The 22,341-nt window shown below is 68.7% G+C and carries 21 protein-coding genes; 9 read left to right on the top strand and 12 right to left on the bottom strand.

Annotated elements, in window-relative coordinates; translation table 11 throughout:
- Window positions 1–13 precede the first annotated feature (13 nt).
- Genes smeA through smeC form a run of 3 tightly spaced genes read left to right on the top strand, consistent with a single transcriptional unit; the run spans window position 14 to window position 5,784 of the window.
- Entirely contained in the window at window positions 14–1,210 is a 1,197-nt protein-coding gene (gene smeA / locus VG566_RS06345) for a multidrug efflux RND transporter periplasmic adaptor subunit SmeA (RefSeq protein WP_049403957.1), read from the top strand.
- A gap of 12 nt (window positions 1,211–1,222) precedes the next feature.
- Window positions 1,223–4,372: a multidrug efflux RND transporter permease subunit SmeB gene (gene smeB, locus VG566_RS06340; RefSeq protein WP_100450759.1), complete on the top strand. Its 3,150-nt coding sequence runs from the start codon at window positions 1,223–1,225 to the stop codon at window positions 4,370–4,372.
- Window positions 4,369–5,784, top strand: a complete 1,416-nt coding sequence (gene smeC / locus VG566_RS06335) for a multidrug efflux transporter outer membrane subunit SmeC (RefSeq protein WP_049403953.1) — start codon at window positions 4,369–4,371, stop codon at window positions 5,782–5,784. The genes smeB and smeC overlap by 4 nt, the downstream gene beginning before the upstream one ends.
- A gap of 226 nt (window positions 5,785–6,010) precedes the next feature.
- Here smeC and mnmG read toward each other — a convergent pair whose 3' ends face one another.
- Together mnmG and VG566_RS06325 are read right to left on the bottom strand one after the other, a co-directional pair.
- Window positions 6,011–7,900 (bottom strand): tRNA uridine-5-carboxymethylaminomethyl(34) synthesis enzyme MnmG, encoded by a 1,890-nt coding sequence (gene mnmG, locus VG566_RS06330; RefSeq protein WP_100450757.1) that lies wholly within the window; start codon window positions 7,898–7,900, stop codon window positions 6,011–6,013.
- A gap of 547 nt (window positions 7,901–8,447) precedes the next feature.
- Window positions 8,448–8,939 carry a hypothetical protein gene (locus tag VG566_RS06325; protein ID WP_241884929.1) on the bottom strand — a complete coding sequence of 164 codons (492 nt, stop codon included), beginning with the start codon at window positions 8,937–8,939 and terminating at the stop codon, window positions 8,448–8,450.
- A 160-nt stretch (window positions 8,940–9,099) separates the two neighbouring features.
- Between VG566_RS06325 and VG566_RS06320 the strand changes: the two genes are divergently transcribed.
- Together VG566_RS06320 and VG566_RS06315 are read left to right on the top strand one after the other, a co-directional pair.
- Window positions 9,100–10,062, top strand: a complete 963-nt coding sequence (locus VG566_RS06320; RefSeq protein ID WP_014648768.1) for a pyridoxal-phosphate dependent enzyme — start codon at window positions 9,100–9,102, stop codon at window positions 10,060–10,062.
- Window positions 10,047–10,691, top strand: a complete 645-nt coding sequence (locus VG566_RS06315; protein WP_069117674.1) for a YdcF family protein — start codon at window positions 10,047–10,049, stop codon at window positions 10,689–10,691. Before VG566_RS06320 ends, VG566_RS06315 begins: the two co-directional genes overlap by 16 nt.
- A gap of 80 nt (window positions 10,692–10,771) precedes the next feature.
- On the opposite strand, the gene VG566_RS06310 is transcribed toward VG566_RS06315, so the two are convergent.
- Genes VG566_RS06310 through ccmA form a run of 9 tightly spaced genes read right to left on the bottom strand, consistent with a single transcriptional unit; the run spans window position 10,772 to window position 17,533 of the window.
- Window positions 10,772–11,761 (bottom strand): c-type cytochrome biogenesis protein CcmI/CycH, encoded by a 990-nt coding sequence (locus VG566_RS06310; protein ID WP_241884726.1) that lies wholly within the window; start codon window positions 11,759–11,761, stop codon window positions 10,772–10,774.
- The gene (locus VG566_RS06305; RefSeq protein ID WP_241884727.1) at window positions 11,755–12,204 is read right to left on the bottom strand and encodes a cytochrome c-type biogenesis protein; all 450 of its coding nucleotides are present in this window, start codon (window positions 12,202–12,204) and stop codon (window positions 11,755–11,757) included. Before VG566_RS06305 ends, VG566_RS06310 begins: the two co-directional genes overlap by 7 nt.
- 4 nt (window positions 12,205–12,208) lie before the next feature.
- On the bottom strand, window positions 12,209–12,826 hold the full coding sequence (locus tag VG566_RS06300) for a DsbE family thiol:disulfide interchange protein (RefSeq protein ID WP_005417655.1): 618 nt from the start codon (window positions 12,824–12,826) through the stop codon (window positions 12,209–12,211).
- An 8-nt stretch (window positions 12,827–12,834) separates the two neighbouring features.
- Window positions 12,835–14,754, bottom strand: a complete 1,920-nt coding sequence (locus tag VG566_RS06295; RefSeq protein WP_241884728.1) for a heme lyase CcmF/NrfE family subunit — start codon at window positions 14,752–14,754, stop codon at window positions 12,835–12,837.
- A complete protein-coding gene (gene ccmE / locus VG566_RS06290; RefSeq protein WP_075076334.1) occupies window positions 14,755–15,216 on the bottom strand; it encodes a cytochrome c maturation protein CcmE in 462 nt (153 codons plus the stop codon). It abuts the gene before it with no gap.
- Window positions 15,213–15,401 (bottom strand): heme exporter protein CcmD, encoded by a 189-nt coding sequence (gene ccmD, locus VG566_RS06285; protein WP_005410342.1) that lies wholly within the window; start codon window positions 15,399–15,401, stop codon window positions 15,213–15,215. The genes ccmE and ccmD overlap by 4 nt, the downstream gene beginning before the upstream one ends.
- Window positions 15,398–16,168 carry a heme ABC transporter permease CcmC gene (gene ccmC, locus VG566_RS06280; RefSeq protein ID WP_164165740.1) on the bottom strand — a complete coding sequence of 257 codons (771 nt, stop codon included), beginning with the start codon at window positions 16,166–16,168 and terminating at the stop codon, window positions 15,398–15,400. Before ccmC ends, ccmD begins: the two co-directional genes overlap by 4 nt.
- 43 nt (window positions 16,169–16,211) lie before the next feature.
- On the bottom strand, window positions 16,212–16,907 hold the full coding sequence (ccmB, locus tag VG566_RS06275; protein ID WP_006456616.1) for a heme exporter protein CcmB: 696 nt from the start codon (window positions 16,905–16,907) through the stop codon (window positions 16,212–16,214).
- Window positions 16,904–17,533 (bottom strand): heme ABC exporter ATP-binding protein CcmA, encoded by a 630-nt coding sequence (gene ccmA, locus VG566_RS06270; RefSeq protein WP_241884729.1) that lies wholly within the window; start codon window positions 17,531–17,533, stop codon window positions 16,904–16,906. Before ccmA ends, ccmB begins: the two co-directional genes overlap by 4 nt.
- A gap of 186 nt (window positions 17,534–17,719) precedes the next feature.
- Between ccmA and VG566_RS06265 the strand changes: the two genes are divergently transcribed.
- From VG566_RS06265 to VG566_RS06255, 3 genes are all read left to right on the top strand, one after another.
- A complete protein-coding gene (locus tag VG566_RS06265) occupies window positions 17,720–18,868 on the top strand; it encodes a pyridoxal phosphate-dependent aminotransferase (protein WP_049406006.1) in 1,149 nt (382 codons plus the stop codon).
- Window positions 18,869–18,882: 14 nt separating this feature from the next.
- Window positions 18,883–19,689, top strand: coding sequence for an amidohydrolase (locus tag VG566_RS06260; protein ID WP_241884730.1), 807 nt, complete (start codon window positions 18,883–18,885; stop codon window positions 19,687–19,689).
- 111 nt (window positions 19,690–19,800) lie between these two features.
- Window positions 19,801–20,235 (top strand): hypothetical protein, encoded by a 435-nt coding sequence (locus VG566_RS06255; protein ID WP_241884731.1) that lies wholly within the window; start codon window positions 19,801–19,803, stop codon window positions 20,233–20,235.
- Here VG566_RS06255 and VG566_RS06250 read toward each other — a convergent pair.
- The gene (locus VG566_RS06250; protein WP_241884732.1) at window positions 20,222–21,352 is read right to left on the bottom strand and encodes an MFS transporter; all 1,131 of its coding nucleotides are present in this window, start codon (window positions 21,350–21,352) and stop codon (window positions 20,222–20,224) included. The genes VG566_RS06255 and VG566_RS06250 overlap by 14 nt on opposite strands.
- 90 nt (window positions 21,353–21,442) lie before the next feature.
- Here VG566_RS06250 and VG566_RS06245 point away from each other — a divergent pair, with 90 nt between their 5' ends.
- Window positions 21,443–22,231: an AraC family transcriptional regulator gene (locus VG566_RS06245; RefSeq protein WP_164109466.1), complete on the top strand. Its 789-nt coding sequence runs from the start codon at window positions 21,443–21,445 to the stop codon at window positions 22,229–22,231.
- The last annotated feature ends 110 nt before the right edge of the window (window positions 22,232–22,341 follow it).

The following is a 22,341-nucleotide window of genomic DNA, read 5'->3' as shown; positions in this document are numbered from 1 at the left end:
CCCCACGCCCCCCATGTCACTCCTGCGTCCGCTGTTCCGCTCCCCCCGTGCGTTGTTGTTGCCCCTGCTGCTGGCCCTGGCGGCCTGCTCGGCGGGCAGGACCGAGGCCCCGGCCACCCCCGAAGTCGGCGTCATCACCGCCCGGGCGCAACCGCTGGCACTGCAGCAGACCCTGCCCGGCCGGGCGGTGCCGTTCGAGGTGTCCGAGGTGCGGCCGCAGATCGGTGGGCTGATCCGCCAGCGGTTGTTCACCGAAGGCCAGCAGGTCAAGGCCGGGCAGCTGCTGTACCAGGTCGATCCGGCGCCGTACCAGGCCGCCTTCGATACCGCGCGTGGCCAGCTGGCGCAGGCCGAGGCCGCTGTGCTTTCGGCGCAGCCGAAGGCCGAGCGCACCCGCACGCTGCTGGGCATGGACGCGGCCAGCAAGCAGGACGCCGACGATGCCACCTCGGCACTGAAGCAGGCCCAGGCCAACGTGATTGCCGCGCGCGCGGCATTGCAGGCCGCCCGCATCAACCTGGACTACACCCGGGTGACCGCACCGATCGACGGCCGCATCGGTACCTCCAGCGTCACCGCCGGCGCGCTGGTCGCCGCCGGCCAGGACGCGGCGCTGGCGACCATTCAACGGCTGGACCCGGTCTATCTGGATGTGACCCAGTCCAGCACGCAGATGCTGGCGCTGCGCAAGCAGCTCGACGCCGGCCTGGTGAAGGCCATCGATGGCAAGGCCCAGGTGAAGGTGCTGCTGGAGGACGGCAGCACCTATGCCCATGAGGGCACGCTGGAGTTCGTCGGCAGCGCAGTCGATCCAGGCACCGGCAACGTGGTGCTGCGCGCGGTCATTCCGAACCCGGAGGGCCTGCTTCTGCCGGGCATGTACCTGAAGGCGGTGTTGCCGATGGCCACCGATGCGCGTGCCCTGCTGGTGCCGCAGAAGGCGGTGCTGCGCAATGAACGTGGCGAGCCGCTGCTGCGCCTGCTCGACGCAAAGGATCGCGTGGTCGAGCGGCGGGTCAGTACCGGCCAGGTGGTGGGCAACCAGTGGCAGATCACGCAGGGCCTGAAGGCTGGCGAGCGGGTGATCGTCAGCAACGGCAGTGCGGTAGCGCTGGGCCAGCAGGTGAAGGCGGTGGCGGCCACCACGGCGCAGCTGGCGGCGATGCCGGCGGTCGACCCGAACGGCAACACCGACGAAAAGTCGCACTGAGGCCTGCCGCGCATGGTTCGTTTCTTCATCGACCGGCCGATCTTTGCCTGGGTGATCGCCATCGCGGTCAGCCTGCTCGGCCTGCTCGCGATCCTGATCCTGCCGGTGGACCGCTACCCGCAGATTGCCCCGCCCACCATCACCATCCGCGCCACCTACACCGGCTCCTCGTCGCAGACCGTGGAAAACGCGGTCACCCAGGTCATCGAGCAGTCCCAGCAGAGCCTGGACCACCTGATGTACATGACCTCGACCAGTGCTTCCGATGGCTCGGCGCAGGTCAACCTGGTGTTCGCCACCGGCACCAACCCGGACACCGCGCAGGTGCAGGTGCAGAACCAGCTGCAGGCCGCGATGGCCACGCTGCCGCAGGCGGTGCAGCAGAACGGCCTGACCATCACCAAGTCCAGTGGTTCGATCTTCGAGGTGCTGTCGTTCACCAGCGAAGACGGCAGCATGGACAACTTCGATGTCGCCAACTTCATGGAAGCGCGCATCGACGACCAGATCAGCCGCGTCAGCGGTGTCGGCAACATCCAGCCGATCGGCCAGGAATACGCCATGCGTATCTGGCTGGACCCGGAAAAGATGCGCCAGTACGCGCTGATGCCGTCGGACATCGAAACCGCACTGCAGGCGCAGAACACCGACGTGTCGGCCGGTGAACTCGGTGGCCAGCCGGCGCTGAAGGGCCAGCAGCTGGACGCGACCGTGACCGCGCGCAGCCGCCTGCACACGCCCGAGCAGTTCGCGCAGGTGGTGCTCAAGGCCGATGCCAATGGCAGCGTGGTGCACCTGGGCGACGTGGCGACGATCGGCCTGGGCCCGGAAAGCTATGACAGCATCAGCACGTTCAACGGCAAGCCGTCGGCCTCGCTGGGCATCGAGCTCAACGCCGGTGCCAACGCCATCGCCGTCTCCAAGGCCGTCGAGGCACGGCTGCAGCAGCTGCAGAAGTACTGGCCGCATGGCTACACCTACCACGTGGCGTTCACCACCACGCCGTTCGTGACCATCTCGCTGAAGGAAGTGGTGATCACCCTGATCGAGGCGATCGCGCTGGTCGTGCTGGTGATGTACCTGTTCCTGCAGAACTGGCGGGCCACGCTGATCCCGACCATCGCGGTGCCGGTGGTGCTGCTGGGCACCTTCGGCGTGCTGGCCGCCTTCGGCTATTCGATCAATACGCTGACCATGTTCGCGCTGGTGCTGGCCATCGGCCTGCTGGTGGACGACGCCATCGTGGTGGTGGAGAACGTGGAGCGGGTGATGACCTTCGAAGGGCTGGCACCGAAGCCAGCCACGTTGAAGGCGATGGGCCAGATCACCGGCGCGCTGGTCGGCATCGTGCTGGTGCTGACCGCGGTGTTCCTGCCGATGGCGTTCTTCAGCGGTGTCACCGGCGTGATCTATCGCCAGTTCTCGGTGACGATCGCCGCTGCGATGATCCTGTCGGTGCTGGTGGCGATGACCATCACCCCGGCGCTGTGCGGCAGCATCCTGCACCAGATTCCCAAGGGCGGCCATCCGCATGGCGACCACGCTGGCGAGCCGGGCCTGCTGGGCAAGTTCTTCATCTGGTTCAACCATCGCTTCGAGCGCACCTCCAACCGACTGCGCCATCGCGTCGACCGCTTCCTCGGCCGGCGCACGCTGGGCGTACTGTTCTACCTGGTGCTGAGCGTGGCCACCGGCCTGTTGTTGTGGCACCTGCCGGGCGCGTTCCTGCCCGATGAAGACCAGGGCATGCTCAACGCGCTGGTGAAGCTGCCCGCCGGGTCCACCCTGGAGCAGACCCGTGCCGTGATGGATCGCCTGAGCGCCGCCGCGGTGAAGGACGACAGCGTACTGTCAATCCAGGCCACCGCAGGTTTCAGTGTCAGCGGCAGTGGCCAGAACGTCGGCCAGGCCTTCATCCGGCTGAAGGATTGGGACGACCGCAAGGACGATGCCGATACCATCGCCGCGCGCTTGACCGCGGCCATGGCCAGCGTGCCCGATGCGCAGGTGTTCATCACCTCGCCACCGGCCATCCTCGGCCTCGGCGATGCCGGTGGCTTCACCCTGGAACTGCAGGACGAAGGCGGTGCCGGCCATGCCGCCGCCGTGGCCGCGCGCAACACGCTGCTGAAGGAGGCTGCCAAGGATCCGAAGCTGGTCAACGTGCGCTACGCCAGCCTGGAAGACGCGCCGGTGTACGCGGTGAAGGTGGACGACGCCAAGGCGCAGGCGATGGGCGTGAATCCGCAGGACATCAATGACACCTTGAACGCCGCGCTGGGTGGCGACTTCGTCAACAACTTCATCTACAAGGGCCGCATCAAGAAGGTGTTCATCCAGGGCACGGCCGAAGCCCGCATGCAGCCGCAGGACATCGAGCGCTGGAGCGTGCGCAACCAGGCCGGGCAGATGGTACCGCTGTCGTCGCTGGTCAGCGCGCACTGGACCAGTGCGCCGGCCGCGCTGCAGCGCTACAACGGCGTCTCGGCGATGGAGATCACCGGCCAGCCGGCACCGGGCGTCAGTTCCGGCGAGGCGATGGCCGAGATCGCACGCCTGGCCGACACGCTGCCGGAAGGCTTCAGCCATGCCTGGTCGGACATGGCCTACCAGGAACAGCTGTCGGGGAACCAGGCGCCGATGCTGTATGCCATCTCGCTGCTGTTCGTGTTCCTGTGCCTGGCCGCGCTGTATGAAAGCTGGGCGGTACCGTTCGCGGTGATGCTGGCAGTGCCGGTGGGCGTGTTCGGCGCCGTGCTGATGATGAACCTGCGTGGCCTCAACAACGACGTGTACTTCCAGGTCGGCCTGCTGACCACGATTGGCCTGGCAGCGAAGAACGGCATCCTGATCGTCGAGTTCGCGCGCATCCTCGAGCAGCAGGGCAGGAGCACCCGCGACGCGATCCTGCAGGCGGTCTACCTGCGGCTGCGCCCGATCGTGATGACCTCGCTGGCATTCCTGATGGGTGTGCTGCCGCTGGTGTTCGCCACCGGCGCCGGTTCGGCCGCGCGCCGTTCGCTGGGTACCGGCGTGGCCGGCGGTACGGTCGCCTCGATGGTGCTGGGCATGTTCTTCGTGCCGTTGTTCTACCTGCTGGTGCGCCGCCTGTTCCCGGGCCGCGCGCCGGCCGACGCCACTGCCCCGGAGGCACGCCCATGAAGCCGATGCTGCTGTGCGCCCTGGCGGCCGCAACGATGACCACCGTGCTGGGCGGCTGCGTGAGCATGGCCCCGCACTACCAGCGCCCCGAGGCGCCGGTGCCGGCACAGTTCGCCAATGCCGCCACCGGCGAGACCGGGCCAGCACTGGCGATGCCGGCCTGGCGCGAGGTGTTCCTGGAGCCGCGCCTGCAGCAGGTCATCGCGCTGGCACTGCAGAACAACCGCGACCTGCGCGTGGCGGTGCTGCAGGTGGAGAAGGAACGCGCGCAGTACCGCATCCAGCGCGCGGCGCTGCTGCCGTCGGTGGATGCCAGCGGCAGCATCACCCGCTCGCGGGTGAGTGATGCCAACAGCGAGATCGGCGTCAGCCAGGTGACCGAATCCGATAACGTGCAGGTCGGCATCAGCAGCTGGGAACTGGACCTGTTCGGGCGCATCCGCAGCCTGAAGAACGAGGCGCTGCAGAACTGGCTGGCCAGTGCCGAGAACCAGCGTGCGGCGCGCACCAGCCTGGTGGCAGAAGTGGCCACGGCCTGGCTGGCGCTGGCGGCCGACGAGCAGTCGCTGGCGTTCACCCGGCAGACGCTGGACAGTCAGCAGCAGACCCTGCAGCGCACCGAGGCCCGCCATGCACAAGGCCTGGCCTCGGGCCTGGACCTGTCGCAGGTGCAGACCAGTGTGGACGCCGCGCGCGCTGCGCTGGCCAGGCTGCAGACCCAGCAGGCGCAGGATCGTGATGCGCTGCAGTTACTGGTGGGTGCTCCGCTGGACGCGGCATTGCTGCCCAGCGCGCAGGCACTGGACGGCACCGTGGCGCTGGCGCCGTTGCCTTCCAACCTGCCCTCGAGCGTGCTGCTGCAGCGTCCGGACGTGCTGTCCGCCGAACACGCGTTGCAGGCGGCCAACGCCGATATCGGCGCCGCGCGCGCCGCGTTCTTCCCGACGCTGACGCTGACTGCCAACTACGGCCACAGCTCCACCGCGTTGTCGACGCTGTTCTCGGCCGGCACCCGCGGCTGGTCGTTCGCGCCCAGCATCACGGCGCCGATCTTCCACGCCGGCGCGTTGAAGGCCTCACTGGATGCCTCGAAGATTGGCAAGGACATCGGCATCGCTCAGTACGAGAAGGCGATCCAGCAGGCCTTCAGTGAAGTGGCCGATGCCCTGGCCACGCGCGATCACCTGGGCGCGCAGATGGAGGCACAACGGGCACTGGTCGCCGCCAGCCAGCGCAGCTACACGCTGGCCGAGGCGCGCTATCGCACCGGGCTGGACGGCTATCTGCAGGCGCTGGATGCGCAGCGCAGCCTGTTTGCCGCGCAGCAGGACCTGATCGCGCTGCAGCAGCAGGAAGCGGGAAACCGGGTGACGCTGTTCAAGGTGCTGGGCGGTGGCGCAGACGCACGGTAACGCGCCCTGCTCTGGTAGGTGCCGACCTTGGTCGGCACGGAAGCATGGAGTGTCGCGATCTGATGATTCGTGCCGACCAAGGTCGGCACCCACCAAGGCAGACACATGTGCCGACCAAGGTCGGCACCCACCAAGGCAGACCCATGTGCCGACCAAGGTCGGCACCCACCAAGGCAGATTCATGTGCCGACCAAGGTCGGCACCCACCAGAAGCGGACGGTGCTGCCTACGCCACGCGGCCGCGGCGTGCACGCTCCAGGTGCACCAGCAGCAGCGAGATTGCCGCCGGGGTCATGCCCGGGATGCGCTGCGCCTGGCCGATGGTCTGCGGACGCACGCGTTCCAGCTTCTGCAGGGCTTCGGCCGACAGCCCGCGCACCGTGGCGTAGTCGAAGGCTTCAGCGATCGGCGTGGCTTCATGCCGCTGCTGGCGCTCGATCTCCTCGCGCTGGCGGTCCAGGTAGCCGGCGTACTTCACGCCGATCTCCACCTGCTCGGCCACCTTGGCGTCGGCCACGGCCGGGCCCAGCGACGGCACCTGCATCAGCTGCGCGTAATCCAGCTCGGGGCGCTTGATCAGGTCCAGCACGTTGGTTTCGCGGCTGACCGCCACGCCCAGCGTGTCCTGCACTTCGCGGCCCAGCGCATTGGCCGGGGTCGCCCACAGCGCGCCCAGGCGCGCGCGCTCGGCGGCGACGGCGGCCTGCTTGGTCTCGAACGCGCTCCAGCGCTGGTCATCCACCAGGCCCATCTCGCGGCCGGCCGGGGTCAGGCGCTGGTCGGCATTGTCCTCGCGCAGCTGCAGGCGGTACTCGGCGCGGCTGGTGAACATGCGGTACGGCTCGTTGGTACCGTGGGTGATCAGGTCATCCACCAGCACGCCCAGGTAGGCCTCGTCGCGACGCGGGCACCAGCCGTCCAGCCCACGCACCTGGCGTGCGGCGTTGAGGCCGGCCAGCAGGCCCTGCGCGGCGGCTTCTTCATAGCCGGTGGTGCCGTTGATCTGGCCGGCGAAGAACAGGCCGTTGACCAGCTTGGTTTCCAGCGAAGCCTTCAACCCGCGTGGATCGAAGAAGTCGTACTCGATCGCGTAGCCGGGGCGGGTGATGTGCGCGTTGCCGAAGCCGCGGATGCTGCGCACCATCTCCAGCTGCACGTCGAACGGCAGCGAGGTGGAGATGCCGTTGGGGTAGATCTCGACGATGCCCAGGCCTTCGGGTTCGACGAAGATCTGGTGGCTGGCCTTCTCGGCGAAGCGCACCACCTTGTCCTCGATGGACGGGCAGTAGCGCGGGCCGATGCCTTCGATCTGGCCGCTGTACAGCGGCGAGCGGTGCAGCGCGTCGCGGATGATCTGGTGGGTCTGTTCGGTGGTGTGGGTGATCCAGCAGCTGACCTGCTGCGGATGCTCGTCCACCGAACCCAGGAAGGACATCACCGGGCGCGGCGAGTCGCCGGGCTGCTCATCCATCACGCTGTAGTCCAGCGAGCGGCCGTCGATGCGCGGCGGCGTGCCGGTCTTCAGGCGGTCCACCTGGAACGGGCGCTCGCGCAGGCGCGCGGCCAGCGTGGTGGCCGGCGGGTCGCCCATGCGGCCGGCGGCGTACTGAGTCGGGCCGACATGGATCTTGCCGGCCAGGAAGGTGCCGGCGGTCAGCACCACGGCCTCGGCATCGAAGCGCAGGCCGGTCTGGGTGATGACCCCGCGCACGGCGTCGCCGTTGATGACCAGGTCATCGACGGCCGCCTGGAACACGGTCAGGTTGGCCTGGCCTTCAACGATGGCGCGGATCGCCATGCGGTACAGGTTGCGGTCGGCCTGGCAGCGGGTGGCGCGCACGGCCGGGCCCTTGGAGGCGTTGAGGGTGCGCCACTGGATGCCGGCACGGTCCGCGGCATGCGCCATCGCACCACCGAGGGCGTCGATTTCCTTGACCAGGTGGCCCTTGCCGATGCCTCCGATGGCCGGGTTGCAGCTCATCGCGCCCACCGTTTCGATGTTGTGGGTCAGCAGCAGGGTGCGCACGCCGGTACGGGCCGCGGCCAGCGCGGCTTCGGTGCCGGCGTGGCCACCGCCGATGACGATGACGTCGTAACGATGGAAGGACGGGTTCATGGGGCTGTTCAGCTGGGGGCGGGCGCGGCCGGGGCGGCGCCGGGGTGGCGATTTTAGCGCCATTCGGGGCCGCGGCGTCGGTGCCGGCCGGCCGGCGTCGAAATCAGCCCTAAAGTTGGCAGGATTTTTGCAGATAACCCAATAGCACCCACCGTGGCTGGCGCCGCAGGCGCCCGTGACCGGAATTGGAACAGGGGCCGGTACAGGCGCACGGTGGGGGAGCAGAGGGCCGGCAGTCGGGGGACTGTCCGGCCCTGTTTTTTTGGGATTGCCGGGAAAGGCCCGACCACGCATGGCGTGGATCTACCGACGCTGGGGCTCTCTCCGGTTGGCGACCCGGCAAAACAGACGGCCCCGCAGTGCGGGGCCGTCTGTCTTCAGAGGTGCCGACATCCGACAGGGCCGGAACAGGGGGGATCCAGATGTTCCTGTCGGATATCGACGTAGAGATTTTTGCGGCGGCCCGTCTCGCTTTTTGTCACTTTGTGACGCGGGCCGTCACCGGTTCCGTAGAGTGCAACCTGGACCGGGTGAAATGCAAGACGGTTCAGCGCTCAACTGTGCGCTGCGTCCCACGATCCATGTTGCGCCACGGGGAACCGTTCATCCTCGGCGCGCTCGGCGCCGGGGTCGGACGGGCCGGCGGTGGCGGCGCCGACGGCTGGATGTTCGACTGCGGCGGGCGACGCATCGAGTCCATGTTCCGCCACGGCGAACCGCCGTTGTACGACGTCCGCGGCGGCGGCGGCGGACGGTTCTCGCCACCGTTGCCGGGAGGGCGCGGTGGCGGACGGTGGTTGTGCGGCGGGCGGTAGATCGGGCGCGAGTAGTACGGATTGCCATAGCCGCCGTAGTAGCCGCCATAGCTGCCGTAGTAAGGGTAGCCGTAGTTGTAGGGATAGCCGGCCGGGTAGCGGTACTCCACCGACGGCGCACCGTGGTAGTAGCTGCCGCTGCGGCCACCGCCGACATAGTCGTAGGTGGTGCAGCCGGTCAGGGCCAGCAACAGGCCACCGGCAAGCATCAGGCGCGTTTTCATGGTGGGTCCCCCCAGAGGACGGGTTGTGCAGTCAGCTTCGTGCGCAGGCGTTGAATCGGCCCTTAACTTCACTGCCCAGGATGAATGGAGGTGAAGGCCCTCATGCTGGCATGACCTGTGCCGGGGTCGCCAGCGTGGGGCCATACGTTAATCTTGCGTCATGAGCGATTCACTGTTGCCCCGTGCCGACGATGTCCTGGCTGCCGCTGCGCGGATCGCGCCGCACGCCAGCGTGACCCCGGTGCTGCGCTCGCGCACGCTTGATGCGCTGGCCGGCGCGCAGCTGGCGTTCAAGGCCGAGCACCTGCAGCGCGGCGGCGCATTCAAGTTCCGCGGGGCCTGCAACGCGGTGTGGTCGCTGGATGCCGATCGCGCCCGTGCCGGCGTGGTCACCCATTCGTCCGGCAACCACGGCGCTGCCCTGGCCCTGGCCGCGCGCACCCGTGGCATTCCCTGCCACGTGGTGGTGCCCGAAGGTGCGGTGGCGGCCAAGCTGGCCAACATCGCCCGCCACGGTGCCACGCTCTGGCGCTGCCCGCCGACCATCGCCGACCGCGAGGCCGCCTGCGCCAAAGTACAGGCTGATACCGGCGCGACCCTGGTCCATCCCTATGCGGACCCGGCGGTGATGGCCGGGCAGGGCACCGCGGCCCTGGAGCTGCTGCACAGCGACGGTCCGTTCGACGTGCTGGTAGTCCCAGTCGGAGGGGGCGGCTTGGCCAGCGGTACCGCCCGGGCCCTGCAGTTCGCCAGTCCCCAGACCCGGCTGGTGCTGGCCGAACCGGCCGGTGCCGACGACACCGCGCGCTCGCTGGCCGCAGGCGAGCGCCAGGGCGCGTTCACCCCTGACACCATCTGCGACGGCCTGCGTACCCTGATCGGCGCCCCCAACTTCGCGCTGCTGCGCGCGGCCGGCGTCGAGGTGATCGTGGTCGACGACGCCGCCACCATGGCCGCGATGCGCCTGCTGTGGGAGGTGCTCAAGCAGGTGGTCGAGCCGTCCTCGGCCACCGTGCTGGCCGCGGTGCTGGCACAGCCGCAGCGGTTCGCCGGCCTGCGGGTGGGCCTGGTGCTGTCCGGTGGCAATGTCGACCTGCCCGCGCTGCGTTGGGGGGCGCCTTGAGCCGCGACCGGCACCGGCCCCGCACCGGCCTGCTGGGCTGGCTGTGGCGGCTGTTCGTGCTGCTGGTGGTCTGGCTGCTGGGCGTGACCGCCTGGATCGTCTGGGTGGGGGAGCGCGACCAGGCAGCCAAGGCCGACGCCATCATCGTGCTCGGTGCGGCGGCCTATGACGCCAAGCCGTCGCCGGTATTCGAAGAACGCATCCGTCATGGCCTGGATCTCTATGAAGCCCGGTACGCGCCACTGCTGATCTTCACCGGCGGCTACGGTGGCACCGGCGCGCGCTTTTCCGAATCGCAGGTGGCGCGGCGCTATGCGCTCAAGCATGGCGTCCCGGACGATGCGATCCTGATCGAGACCGCCTCGCGCAACACCGTGCAGAACCTGGTCGAGGCCAAGCGGCTGATGGACCAGCGCGACCTGCACCGGGTGATCATCGTCAGCGACCCGTTGCACATGGCGCGCGCGCTGCGCCTGAGCAAGGCGCTGGGCATCGATGCGCTGGCCTCGTCCACGCCCAGCACGCGCTTCCGCAGCTTCCACACCAGCTGGCGCTTCCTGGTGCAGGAAATCTATTTCTTCCACCGCGACCTGGTGCGGCCGCCGCTGAGTTCGCCGGCCAACACCTGAGGCGGAAACCTGATTTGGGCAGACGCCCATCGTGGAAACGTGAGGTTGCCGGCCAGCGGCCGGCACTACCGGGCGGAGCGTCAAGGGAACCGCAGTTCCACCACGCCTTCATGCGGCAGGCTTACCTTCACCGGAACGCTCTGCAGGTCGTCCTCGCTGCGGTTGGCGCTGCCGCTGCGCGAGATGCGTGCCACCACTTCCACTTCGCGATGGGCCGACAGCGGTGCGGTCGGCATCGGACTGTCACCGTCGCCCAGCCCGACCGTGTCCGGGAATCCGGCCAGGGGCAGCTTGCGCGCGGCCACCGGCATCGGTGGTCCACCCACGGCGCGGGCCAACACGAATACCTGGGTGCTGGCCGGCCACTCGGTGCCCTTCAACGCAGGCAGGTGCACACGCACCTGCAGCAGTGCCGGTGGCGACGCGGGCGCAGCATCGGGCGCCTGGCCGGCGGCCTCGCGCGCGATGGCGATCTGTGCCTGCAGCGCCTGCGCGGCACCCGGCTCCAGTCGTGGCAGCAGGCCGCTCCACACATCCGCGGCCTCGGCGTTCTTTCCGCGCTGGCGCAGGGCGATGCCCAGCAGCCAGCTGGCGCGCTCGGCATCGGGAGCCTGTGCGCGCGCCTGCTGCAACCAGGCCATTGCGGTGTCATCGAACTGCTTGCCGGCATCAGCCTGCGCGCGCGCCTGCGCGGCTTCCACCAGCACGCCCGGATCCTCCGGTGCCAATGCGGCGGCCCTCGCGAAGGCATCCGCCGCGGCTGCGGCGTTGCCCAGTTCGGCCTGCGACCGGCCCAGCAGCGCCCAGCCATCAGCCCGCTGCGGGTCTCGTTCCAGTGCGTCCTGCAGGGCCTGCACGCCATCGCGCAGGGTGGCTGCCGACGGGGGCGGTTGAATCTGTGCCGTCCTTGGGTCACCGACCAGCAGATACAGGCAGGCACCGGCCACGCCCAGTGCGAACACGCCGACCACGAAACCGCGACGGCCGTGGTGGCGCAACGGCCACAGCACCAGTGCTGCCATCAGCGCAGCAACCAGACCGGCCAGCACCGGCAGCCAATGGTTCACCATTCGTCTCCTTCATCGGCCTTGCCGGCCGGCGCCGCGCCGACGGTGCGTCCACGTCGGCGGACGATGCCCAGCACCACCAGTGCACCGGCGCCGAGCACCAGCAGGGGGCCACCCCACAGCAGCCAGGTGCCCGGCTGCAACGGTGGTTGATAGAGCACGAACTCACCGTAGCGCGCGACCAGGAACTGCTTGATCTGTGCGTCGTCGTGGCCCTGCTGCATCAGCTGCAGCACCTCGCGGCGCAGGTCCTGGGCGATCTGCGCGTTGGAATCGGCCAGCGACTGGTTCTGGCACTGCACGCAGCGCAGCTGTGCGGCCAGGTCATGGAAGCGGCGTTCCTCGGCGTCATCGCGGAACTGCAGCGGCTGCGGATCGTGCAGCGGCTGCTGGGCCAGCGCGGCCAGCGGCAGCATCAGGAGCAGCAACGCCCGCAGCCAGCGCATGGGTTCAGGGCGCCGTATGCAGGGTGTTGCCGGCACTGCCCTGGGCCTTCTCGATCTTCTGCAGCGCCGGGATCAGCTTCTCGTCGACCACGCGCTGGGTCATCGCACCGCTGTACTTCCAGCGCACGATGCCGCTGCCGTCGACCAGGAAGGTTTCCGGTGCGGCGGTCACGCCCCAGTCGATCGCGGTGCGGCCTTCCACGTCGCTGAGCACGACCATGAACGGGTTGCCCAGCTGTTCCAGCCAGTGCAACGCGTCGGTCGGGTCGTCCTTCCAGTTGTAGCCGATCACGCGCACACGCTTGCTTTCCGCGAAGCGGGTCAGCACCGGGTGTTCTTCGCGGCAGGCCGCGCACCAGCTGCCCCACACGTTCAGCAGGTAGGGCGCGCCGCGCAGGTCGTCGCTGTGCACGATCATTTCCGGGTCGTGCAGCACCGGCAGCGCGAATGCCGGCGCCGGTTTGTCGATCAGTGCCGACGGCAGTACGTCGCGCTGCGGATCGCCTGATTTCATCACCCCGTAGATCATCAGCCCGAGCAGGCCGAAGAAGAACAGCACGCCGATCACGATGGCTACCGGCGGCAGCGGGCGGGAGGGGCGCGGGGCGGGGGACTCGGACATGGAAACTCCTACGGACGACGGAAACGGCGGTCGGCGGCGGCGATGAATCCGCCCAGGGCCATCAACAGCGCGCCCAGCCAGATCCAGCGCACGTACGGCTTGATGTGCACCCGGACCGCCCATGCATTGTTGCCCAGCGGCTCGCCCAATGCCACGTAGACATCACCATTGAAGCGTGCATCGATGCCGGCCTCGGTCATCACCTGGCCCCCGCTGGCGTACTGGCGCTTCTCCGGGTGCAGCAGGGCCAGCTCGCGGCCGTTGCGGAACACGCGCAGGCGGCCGCGGTCGGCGATGAAGTTGGGGCCTTCGCGATGGTCCACGCCCTCGAAGCGCACTTCGTGGCGACCGACCACCAGCTGCTGGCCCGGTGCCAGCGCCACTTCGCGCTGCACGTTCAGCGCCTCCACCAGCAGCGCGCCGGCCAGGAACACGGCAATGCCGGCGTGGGCGACGATCATGCCGAGCATTTCGGCGGTGAAGCGGCCATTGCCGCGCAGGCGCTGCCAGACGAAGCGTGCGGTGCCGAGCGCGACCCAGGCCGCAGCGGCCACGCCGATGCCGGCCTTCCAGCCGTTCTGCGGCGCCTGCCACCAGGCCAGCGCGCCCAGCAGCAGCGCCAGGCCCAGCCACGGTGCCAGCAGCGCGAAGGCGCGCGAGGGCTGGTCACGCTGCCATTTCACCAGCGGGCCGAACGGCAGCAACAGGATCATCGGCGCCATCAGCAGCAGGAACAGGCTGCCGAAGTAGGGCGGGCCGACCGAGATCTTGCCCAGCGACAGCGCATCGGCCAGCAGCGGGTACAGCGTGCCGAGCAGTACCATCGCGCAGGCGGTGGCCAGCAGCAGGTTGTTGGCCAGCAGCAGGGTCTCGCGCGAGGTGGCGGTGAAGCCACGGCGTGGGTCCTCGGCGTCCACGCTCAGCTGGCTGGCACGCAGCGCGTACAGCAGCAGGCTGCCACCGACCAGCACCGACAGGAACACCAGGATGAACAAGCCGCGCGAGGGATCGGCGGCGAACGAATGCACGCTGGTCAGCACGCCGGAGCGCACCAGGAACGTGCCCAGCAGCGACAGCGCGAAGGCGGCGATCGCCAGCAGCAGGGTCCAGCTGCCGAAGGTGCCGCGCTTTTCAGTGACGGCCTGCGAATGGATCAATGCCGCACCGACCAGCCACGGCATGAAGCTGGCGTTCTCCACCGGGTCCCAGAACCACCAGCCGCCCCAGCCCAGCTCGTAATAGGCCCACCAGCTGCCCAGCGCGATGCCCAGGGTCAAAAAGCCCCAGGCGACGTTGGTCCATGGCCGCGTCCAGCGCAGCCAGCGTGCGTCCACGCGGCCTTCCAGCAGTGCGGCAACCGCGAAGGCGAACGGCACCGCGAAGCCGACATAGCCCAGGTACAGCATGGGCGGATGGATGATCAGCCCCGGGTCCTGCAGCAGCGGATTGAGGTCGCGGCCTTCCAGCGGTGCCGGGTTCAGGCGCAGGAACGGGTTGGAGGTGAAGATCAGGAAGGCGAGGAAGCCGACGCTGACCACGCCCATCACCGCCAGCACGCGCGCCTGCACCGGTGCCGGCAAGTGCCGCGAGAACAGCGCCACCGCGCCGGTCCACAGCGCCAGCACCAGCGCCCACATCAGCAGCGAGCCCTCGTGCGCGCCCCAGACCGCCGAGTAGCGGTAGACCATCGGCAGCAGCGTATTGGAGTTCTCGGCCACGTAGCGCACCGAGAAGTCCTGCTGCACGAACGCGGCGGTCAGTACCGCGAACGCGCCGGCGACCAGCAGCAGCTGCGCGAACGCGGCAGGTCGTGCCACCGCCATCCACGCCGTATTGTTGCGCTGCGCACCGACCAGCGGCAGGCCGGCCTGCAGCAGCGAGGCCAGCAACGCGCACAGCAGCAGGATCTGACCCAGTTCGGGCAGCACTCAGCGCACCTCGGGTGCCGTCATCGGCACGTCGTGCTTGCGATGGGCGTCGCCCATCTTGTCGGCCACTTCCTTCGGCACGTACTTCTCATCGTGCTTGGCCAGCACCTCGTCGGCGACGAAGGTGCCGTCCTGCAGGCGGCCGCTGGCGACCACCGCCGTGCCTTCGGCGAACATGTCCGGCAGGATCCGCGACGTGGTCACCGCCAGCTGCGCGTCGCCGTCGGTCACCTCGAAGCGCGCCTCCAGCGAGCCGACCGGTCGGTTGAAGGAACCTTTCACCACCATGCCACCGAGGCGGAAGCGCGACTGTGCATCGACATCGCCGCGCAGCACTTCCGACGGCGTGTACAGGTAGGCGATGTTGCGCTCCAGTGCCATCGCCACCAGTGCGGTGGCCAGGCCGGAGGCGAGCAGGGCCAGCAGCACCCACACCAGGCGGCGGCGCTGTACCGGGGTCATCGTTCCAGCTCCGTCGACAACGGCGCCGCTGCGTCCTGCCTGCCGGCGCGGGTCTGCTGGCGCTGCTGGCGGGCCAGTGCCAGCCGGCGCGCCACGCGCAGGCGCAGCCACGAACCGATGGCATCGGCGCCGAGCACCAGCACGAACACCGCGTAGGCACCGATCACATAGGGCAGGTGGGTCATGGCTGGGCCTCCCGGGCCGGGCGTCCGGCATCGACGCGGCCGCCGACCCAGGCCTTGCCGGCCTCGCGGTCGAGATTGTCGGCGCGGGCCTTGGCCAGCACCGAACCAGCGAACCAGAACTTGGTGCCGATCACCATCCACCACAGCGGCGCGATCATCGCGCTGCTGATCGCCGATTCACCGAATACGTTGATCGACTGGCGCTGGTGCAGGCCGCCCCACCAGTCCACCGAGTAGCGGATCACCGGCAGCAGGCTGACACCGACGATGGCCAGCAGGCCGGCCGCACGTGCGGCGCTGCGGCGGTCCTCGATGGCGTGGTACAGGCCGATCACGCCCAGGTACAGGAACAGCAGCACCAGCTCGCTGGTCATGCGCGGGTCCCAGTCCCACCAGGTGCCCCAGGTGCCCTTGCCCCAGATGCTGCCGGTCAACAGGGTGATCAGGGTGAAGCCGGCACCCATCGGCGCGCAGGCCATGGACAGGATCTCGCAGACCTTGATCCGCCAGATCAGTGCGATGGCCGCATACAGCGCCATCAGCGCGAAGACGAACAGGCTCATCCAGGCACTGGGCACGTGGATGTAGAGGATGCGGAAGCTGTCCAGCTGCTTGGCTTCCGGTGGCACCACCAGCAGCGCCTGCCACATGCCGACCAGCAGCACCGGCACCGCCGCGAGGTAGAACACCCGCGACCAGCGGGCAGCGAAACGGTCGAACGTGGGGGGCGAACCGAGTTGGTGGAACCAGCGGACAATCGGATTCATGCGTGGCGGCTATCCAGCAGGGGTGGATTGGCTCTCAGCTCGGTCAACTCAGAGAAATACGTATTGCAGCGGCAGTGGCCAGCGGCGCCAGCACCAGCGCGACCAGCAGGCCGGCGCCCAGCATCAGCAGCGCGCCGACTGGATCCTGTCCGCGTCCGGCTGCCGCCAGGCTGCCTGCACCGAATACCAGCACCGGCACGTACAGCGGCAACGACAGCAGCGCCACGAGAATACCAGAGCGTCGGATGCCAACGGTCAGTGCAGCGACCACGCCACCGATCAGGCTCAGCAACGGCGTGCCCAGCAGCAACGATGCCAGCAACATCGGCAGCTGGTCATGCGGCAGATGCAGCATTTCGGCCAGCAGCGGGCTGACCACGATCAGCGGCAGCGCAGTGGTGGCCCAATGCAGCAGCACGCGCACCAGCACCAGCCAGGCCAGCGGCACCGGCGCCAGCAGCCATTGTTCCAGCGAGCCATCCTCGGCGTCGGAGCGGAACAGCGAATCCAGCGACAGCTGTCCGGCCAGCAGCACGGCCAGCCACAGCACTGCACCGGCGGTGGCGGCCAACAGCTGTGGTTCGCGGCCCTGGGCCAGGGCGAACAGCACCACCACCAGCACCGCGAACAGCAGCGGTTGCAGCGCATCGCCGCGGCGGCGCCAGAGCAGGCGCAGGTCGCGCTTGAGCAGGGCGCCTGCGGTCTGCCACAGGCCCGGTTCGGTGCCCGGCGCGATCACGCGGCACCGCCGAGGTCGAGCTGGCGGGTGCGCACCGGCGGTGCGGCATAGGCACCGTGGGTGGTGACCAGCGCAGCGCCGCCGGCGCGCAGGTGCGCCGAGATCATCCGGTTGACCAGGGTGATGCCCTCCAGGTCGAGGTTGGCATAGGGTTCGTCCAGCAGCCACAACGGCGCCGGCGACAGCCAGATGCGCGCCAGTGCCAGCCGCCGCTTCTGTCCGGCCGACAGATGCCGTACCAGGGTGTCCTCACAACCGGCCAGGCCGACGATGGCCAGCGCGTTGCCGGGCATCTGCCGCGCACGCCGTCCGTGCAGGCCGCACAGGAAATGCAGGTTTTCCAGCGTGCCGAGGTCCGGTTTCAGCGCTGGCAGGTGGCTGAGGTAGGCGACATAGCGCGCGCGCTCGGCATTGCTGGCCGGCTTGCCGTCGATCCGCACCTGGCCGGCACCGGGCCGGGCCAGGCCGGCCAGCACGCGCAGCAGGGTGGTCTTGCCGGCGCCATTGCCGCCCTGCACCAGCAGGGCTTCGCCGGCGTCCACATGGAAGTCCAGCGGGCCGAACACCGGCTCGTCATTGCGGGAGAAGCTCAGGCCGCTGGCAGCCAGCAATGCAGGGGTGTTCAAGGGGCAAAGGTCTTCATGCCGGAGTGCGGCGGCAATTGTAGCGGTGAATTCACAGGGTAGTGCCGGCCGCTGGCCGGCAGATGCGGCCAAGCGTCGCAGAGTGGCCGAGGTTGCCGGCCGGCGGCCGGCACTACCGAGGCAGGGATTGCGTAAACTCAGGGGCTGTCTCCCCATATCCCCAGGCCGATGCAACCCACCACCAAGCTGCCCAAGGTCGGTACCACGATCTTCACCGTGATGTCCCAGCTCGCCGCCGAACACGGCGCGGTCAACCTGGGCCAGGGTTTCCCGGACTTTTCGGCGCCGCAGCGCCTGATCGACGAGACCGCCAGGGCGATGGCCGCCGGGCTGAACCAGTATCCGCCGATGACCGGCGTGGCGCCGCTGCGCCAGGCCATCGCACAGAAGGCGCTGGACTGCTACGGCGCGCAGGTCGATGCGGACAGCGAGATCACCGTCACCAGCGGTGGCACCGAGGCCATCTTCAACGCCATCCACGCCGTGGTGCGTGCCGGCGAGGAAGTGATCGTGCTGGACCCGGCGTATGACTGCTACGAACCGGCGATCGACCTGGCCGGAGCCAGGGCCGTACATGTGTCGCTCGATCCGCAGACGTTCGCGGTCGATTGGGACCGCGTGCGCGCAGCGATCACCCCGCGCACCCGCATGCTGATCGTCAACACCCCGCACAATCCGTCCGGTGCGATGCTGTCGGCGCAGGACATGCAGGCGCTGGCCGAACTGCTGCGCGGCACGCAGATCTACCTGATCTCCGATGAGGTGTACGAACACATCATCTACGACGGCCGCCGCCATGAATCGGCGCTGCGCTACCCGGAACTGCGCGAGCGCGCGTTCGTCATCTCCAGCTTCGGCAAGACCTACCACTGCACCGGCTGGAAGATCGGCTATGCGATCGCCCCGCCGGCGCTGACCGCCGAGTTCCGCAAGGTGCACCAGTACAACACCTTCACCAGCTTCGGCCCGGCGCAGCATGGCTTCGCCGCGATGATCCGCGACGAACCCGAACACCACCTGGAACTGGGCGCGTTCTACCAGGCCAAGCGCGACCGCTTCCGTGAGCAGCTGGCCGGCACCCGCCTGAAAGCGCTGCCGGTCCCGGGTGGCTACTTCCAGCTGGTCGACTATTCGGCGATCAGCGACCTGCCGGACCATGAGTTCGTGAAGTGGCTGACCATCGAGAAGGGCGTCACCGCCATTCCGCTGTCGCCGTTCTATGAGACTCCGCCGGCCGGCCAGCGCCTGGTGCGCCTGTGCTTTGCCAAGAATGAAGCGACCATGGACGCGGCGATCGAACGCCTGCGCCTTCTGTGAGCGGAGACACGGACATGCAGGACCTGCGCATTTCCCTCGTCCAGGGCGACACCCGCTGGCATGACCCGGCCGGCAACCGCGCCTACTACGGTGCGTTGCTGGCACCGCTGGCCGGCAGCACCGACCTGGTGATCCTGCCGGAGACCTTCACCAGTGGCTTCTCCAACGACGCCATCGCCCAGGCCGAAGGAATGGACGGGCCGACCGTGGCCTGGGTGCGCGAACAGGCCAGGGCCTTGAACGCGGCAGTGATCGGCAGCGTGCAGCTGCGCGAGGGCAACGGCGTCTACAACCGCCTGCTGTTCACAACGCCAGAGGGCGGCCTGCAGTACTACGACAAGCGCCACCTGTTCCGCTACGGCGGCGAGCACGAGCGCTATGCCGCCGGCCGTGAGCGCCTGAGCGTGGAATGGAAGGGCTGGCGGATCAATCCGCAGGTCTGCTACGACCTGCGTTTCCCGGTGTTCTGCCGCAACCGCTACAACGTCGAACGCCCGCAGCAGCTGGATTTCGACCTGCAGATCTTCGTCGCCAACTGGCCGTCGGCGCGCGCCTATGCATGGAAGACCCTGCTGCGTGCGCGGGCGATCGAGAACCTGTGCTTCGTGGCGGCGGTGAACCGCGTCGGCGTGGACGGCAACCAGCTGCACTACGCCGGCGACAGCGCGGTGATCGACTTCCTCGGCCAGCCGCAGGTGGAGATCCGCGAACGCGAACAGGTGGTGACCACCACCATTTCGGCCGAAGCACTGGCTGCACATCGCGCGCGTTTCCCTGCGATGCTCGATGCTGATGCCTTCCATCTGGACGAGCAGGCCTGAAACAGCACGACGGCGGCTGAATGCCTGCCACGCAGCGCGCGCGCCTGCATCCAGCGTGCACGCGCGCGCTGCTAGATTCGCCGGCAGTCCGACCGAACTGGAAGTCCTGCCATGAACATGCCCTTCGCCCTGCTGCTGGCCCTGTCCGCTGCTACGCTGGCCCCGGCCGCGCACGCCGCCGGCAACCTCGATTGCCAGCTGCGCTACAACCTGTCCGGCTGGTCACTGATCTACAAGACCGCTTCCGGCAACGGCACGGTCAGCTGCAGCAACGGCACCAGCCTGCCGGTGCGTATCGAAGTGAAGGGCGGCGGCCTGACCGTGGGCAAGTCGAAGATCACCAATGGCCGTGGCAGCTTCACCGGCGCCGTCAGCGTCAACGAGCTGCTGGGCACCTACGCCTCGGTTGGCGCGCATGCGGGTGCCGTGAAGTCCAGCAACGCGCAGGTGATGACCAAGGGCGACATCTCGCTGGCCCTGTCCGGCACCGGCAAGGGCTGGGATCTGGGCGTGGACGGCGCCGCCTTCACCATCAGCCGGCGCTGAGCCGTGCCGGCCGCTGCAGCCACAGGGCAAGCACGCCGCACACGATGAGTGTCGGCGCCAGCAGTTGCAGTGCACCGACCACGGCCATCGCCACGCCGATCAACAGGTAGTAGAGCAGGCCGAACAGGGCGCCCGCGCTGCCCAGGCAGTGCGGGTATCCGCGCAGGGCCTGGCCCAGCACATTGGGAATGGCCAGGCCGAACCCGGCCACCACCGGTACCATCGCCGCGACCAGTGCCGGCTGATTGTGCAGCAAGGCAGCCAACAGCCCACCGGCCAGCACCAGGCCTGCGGCGAGCCGGATGCGCGTGGCGGAGGCAACGCCTGCGCGCAGCAGGCGAGCATTGCCCCATGCACCCAGCGCCGAGCCGAGCGCCAGCAGCGCGCCGCTGGCACCGAACCAGGCCAGCGGCCAGTGCAGGCGTTCGAACACGAACGGGCCCAGCGCGTACCAGCTGTACATCGCCACGTTGAACGCCATCACCAGCAGCGCCTGTGACCAGATCCAGCGATCACGCAGCAGTTGCCACAACAGTGGCAGCAGGGGCGTGTGCGCGACTTCCGCAGGGCGGCTCTCGCGCAGGCCCGTTGCGCATCCGAGCATCAGCAGGCTGACCATCAGCAGCAGGCCGGCCTGCACGCCGACATAGCCATGGCTGTCCACCAGCAGCACACCCAGTGCCAGCCCGATCGCCGGGCTCAAGGCCAGCGCCATGCCGATCCACGAGAACGCCTGCGCCAACGCCGGCCCCTTCAGGTAGTCGCGCAGTACGGTCTGGGTTACCACCGAGGCCGCCGCCGCACCCAGTGCGGCCAGTGCTTGGGCCAGCAGGACCTGGCCGAACGTGCTGGCCAGCAGGCCGCCGCAGGCGGCCAGTACGAACACGGCCAGGCCGCAGAGCAGGGCAGGGCGACGACCGACATGGTCGGCCAGCCGCCCCCATAGCAGGACACCGGCGGCAAAACCGAACAGGTACAGGCTCATGGCCTGGCTGGCGGCGCCGGGGGGCAGTGCGAAGCGCCCGGCGAGGTCGGCCAGGGCCGGGCTGTACAGGGTCTGCGCCAACTGGGGGAACATCAGCAGCGCGATGGTGAGCAACAACAGGCGACGCGACATGCGGGTGCTCCGCAGACAGGGCCGCGTATTGTGGTGGCCGGCGTAGTGGCGCACTCTGTCGGTCCGGCCAGGAAATGGATGAAATCGGACATGGCGTGGCTGCAACCGGATGCGCACTTCGATGCGGATGCCTGGAGCGCACCGGTGCTGGGCATCGCGTCGTCGCTGGCCGATCATGATTCGGGTTGGCACCAGCACGCGCGCGCGCAGTTGCTGTACACCCGGCAGGGCTGCACGCGGCTGACCTTCGGCGACCGCATCAGCCTGCTGCCGCCCTCGCGCGCGGCATGGATTCCCGGCAGCCTGCGCCATCGCGCACAGATGCGCCAGGCCGTGGACTACCGCTCGCTGTATTTCGATGCCATGTTGTCGGCACGGCTGCCGCAGCAGCCGGCGATCATCGGCGTCGGCCCCCTGCTGCAGGCATTGCTGGAACCGATCGCGCAGGCGCCGTTCGACCATGACTGGCGGGCGCCACGCGCGCACCATCAATTGGCGTTGTGCGTGCTGGAGATCGCCGCCGCACCGGTGGCGCCGATGGACCTGCCGCTGCCACGCGATCCACGCATCGCGCGCTGCCTGCCGCTGGCCGAGCAGTTGCCGCCTGAACTGGGTGAGCTCGCCGCGCGTGCGGGCCTGAGCGTGCGCACGGTCGGCCGGTTGATGCAACGCGACACCGGCATGGGCTACCAGGCCTGGCGCCAGCAATGGCGCCTGATGCGCGCCATGGAGCTGCTGCTGCTTGGCCATCGCATCGGGCACGTTGCGCAGGACACTGGTTTTTCCGCCGAGAGCCCGTTCATCGCCTTTTTCCGCAGCATGACCGGCACCACGCCCGCCGCGTTCCAGCGCCACGCAAAAGGGGACGGAGGGGATTAAGTCGCTTTCGCCCTTCGACGCACAGCGTGGCGAAAGCGACTTAATCCCCCTCCGTCCCCTTTTCAAAGAAAAACCCCGGCCGGAGCCGGGGTTCTGTATTTCAACGTGGC

Origin of the sequence: Stenotrophomonas sp. CASM114, from assembly GCF_049384325.1 — a bacterium.
Taxonomy (GTDB): Bacteria; Pseudomonadota; Gammaproteobacteria; order Xanthomonadales; family Xanthomonadaceae; genus Stenotrophomonas; species Stenotrophomonas muris.
The sequence above is the reverse complement of the archived record's forward strand: the minus strand, read 5'-3'. Positions and strand labels throughout refer to the sequence as shown.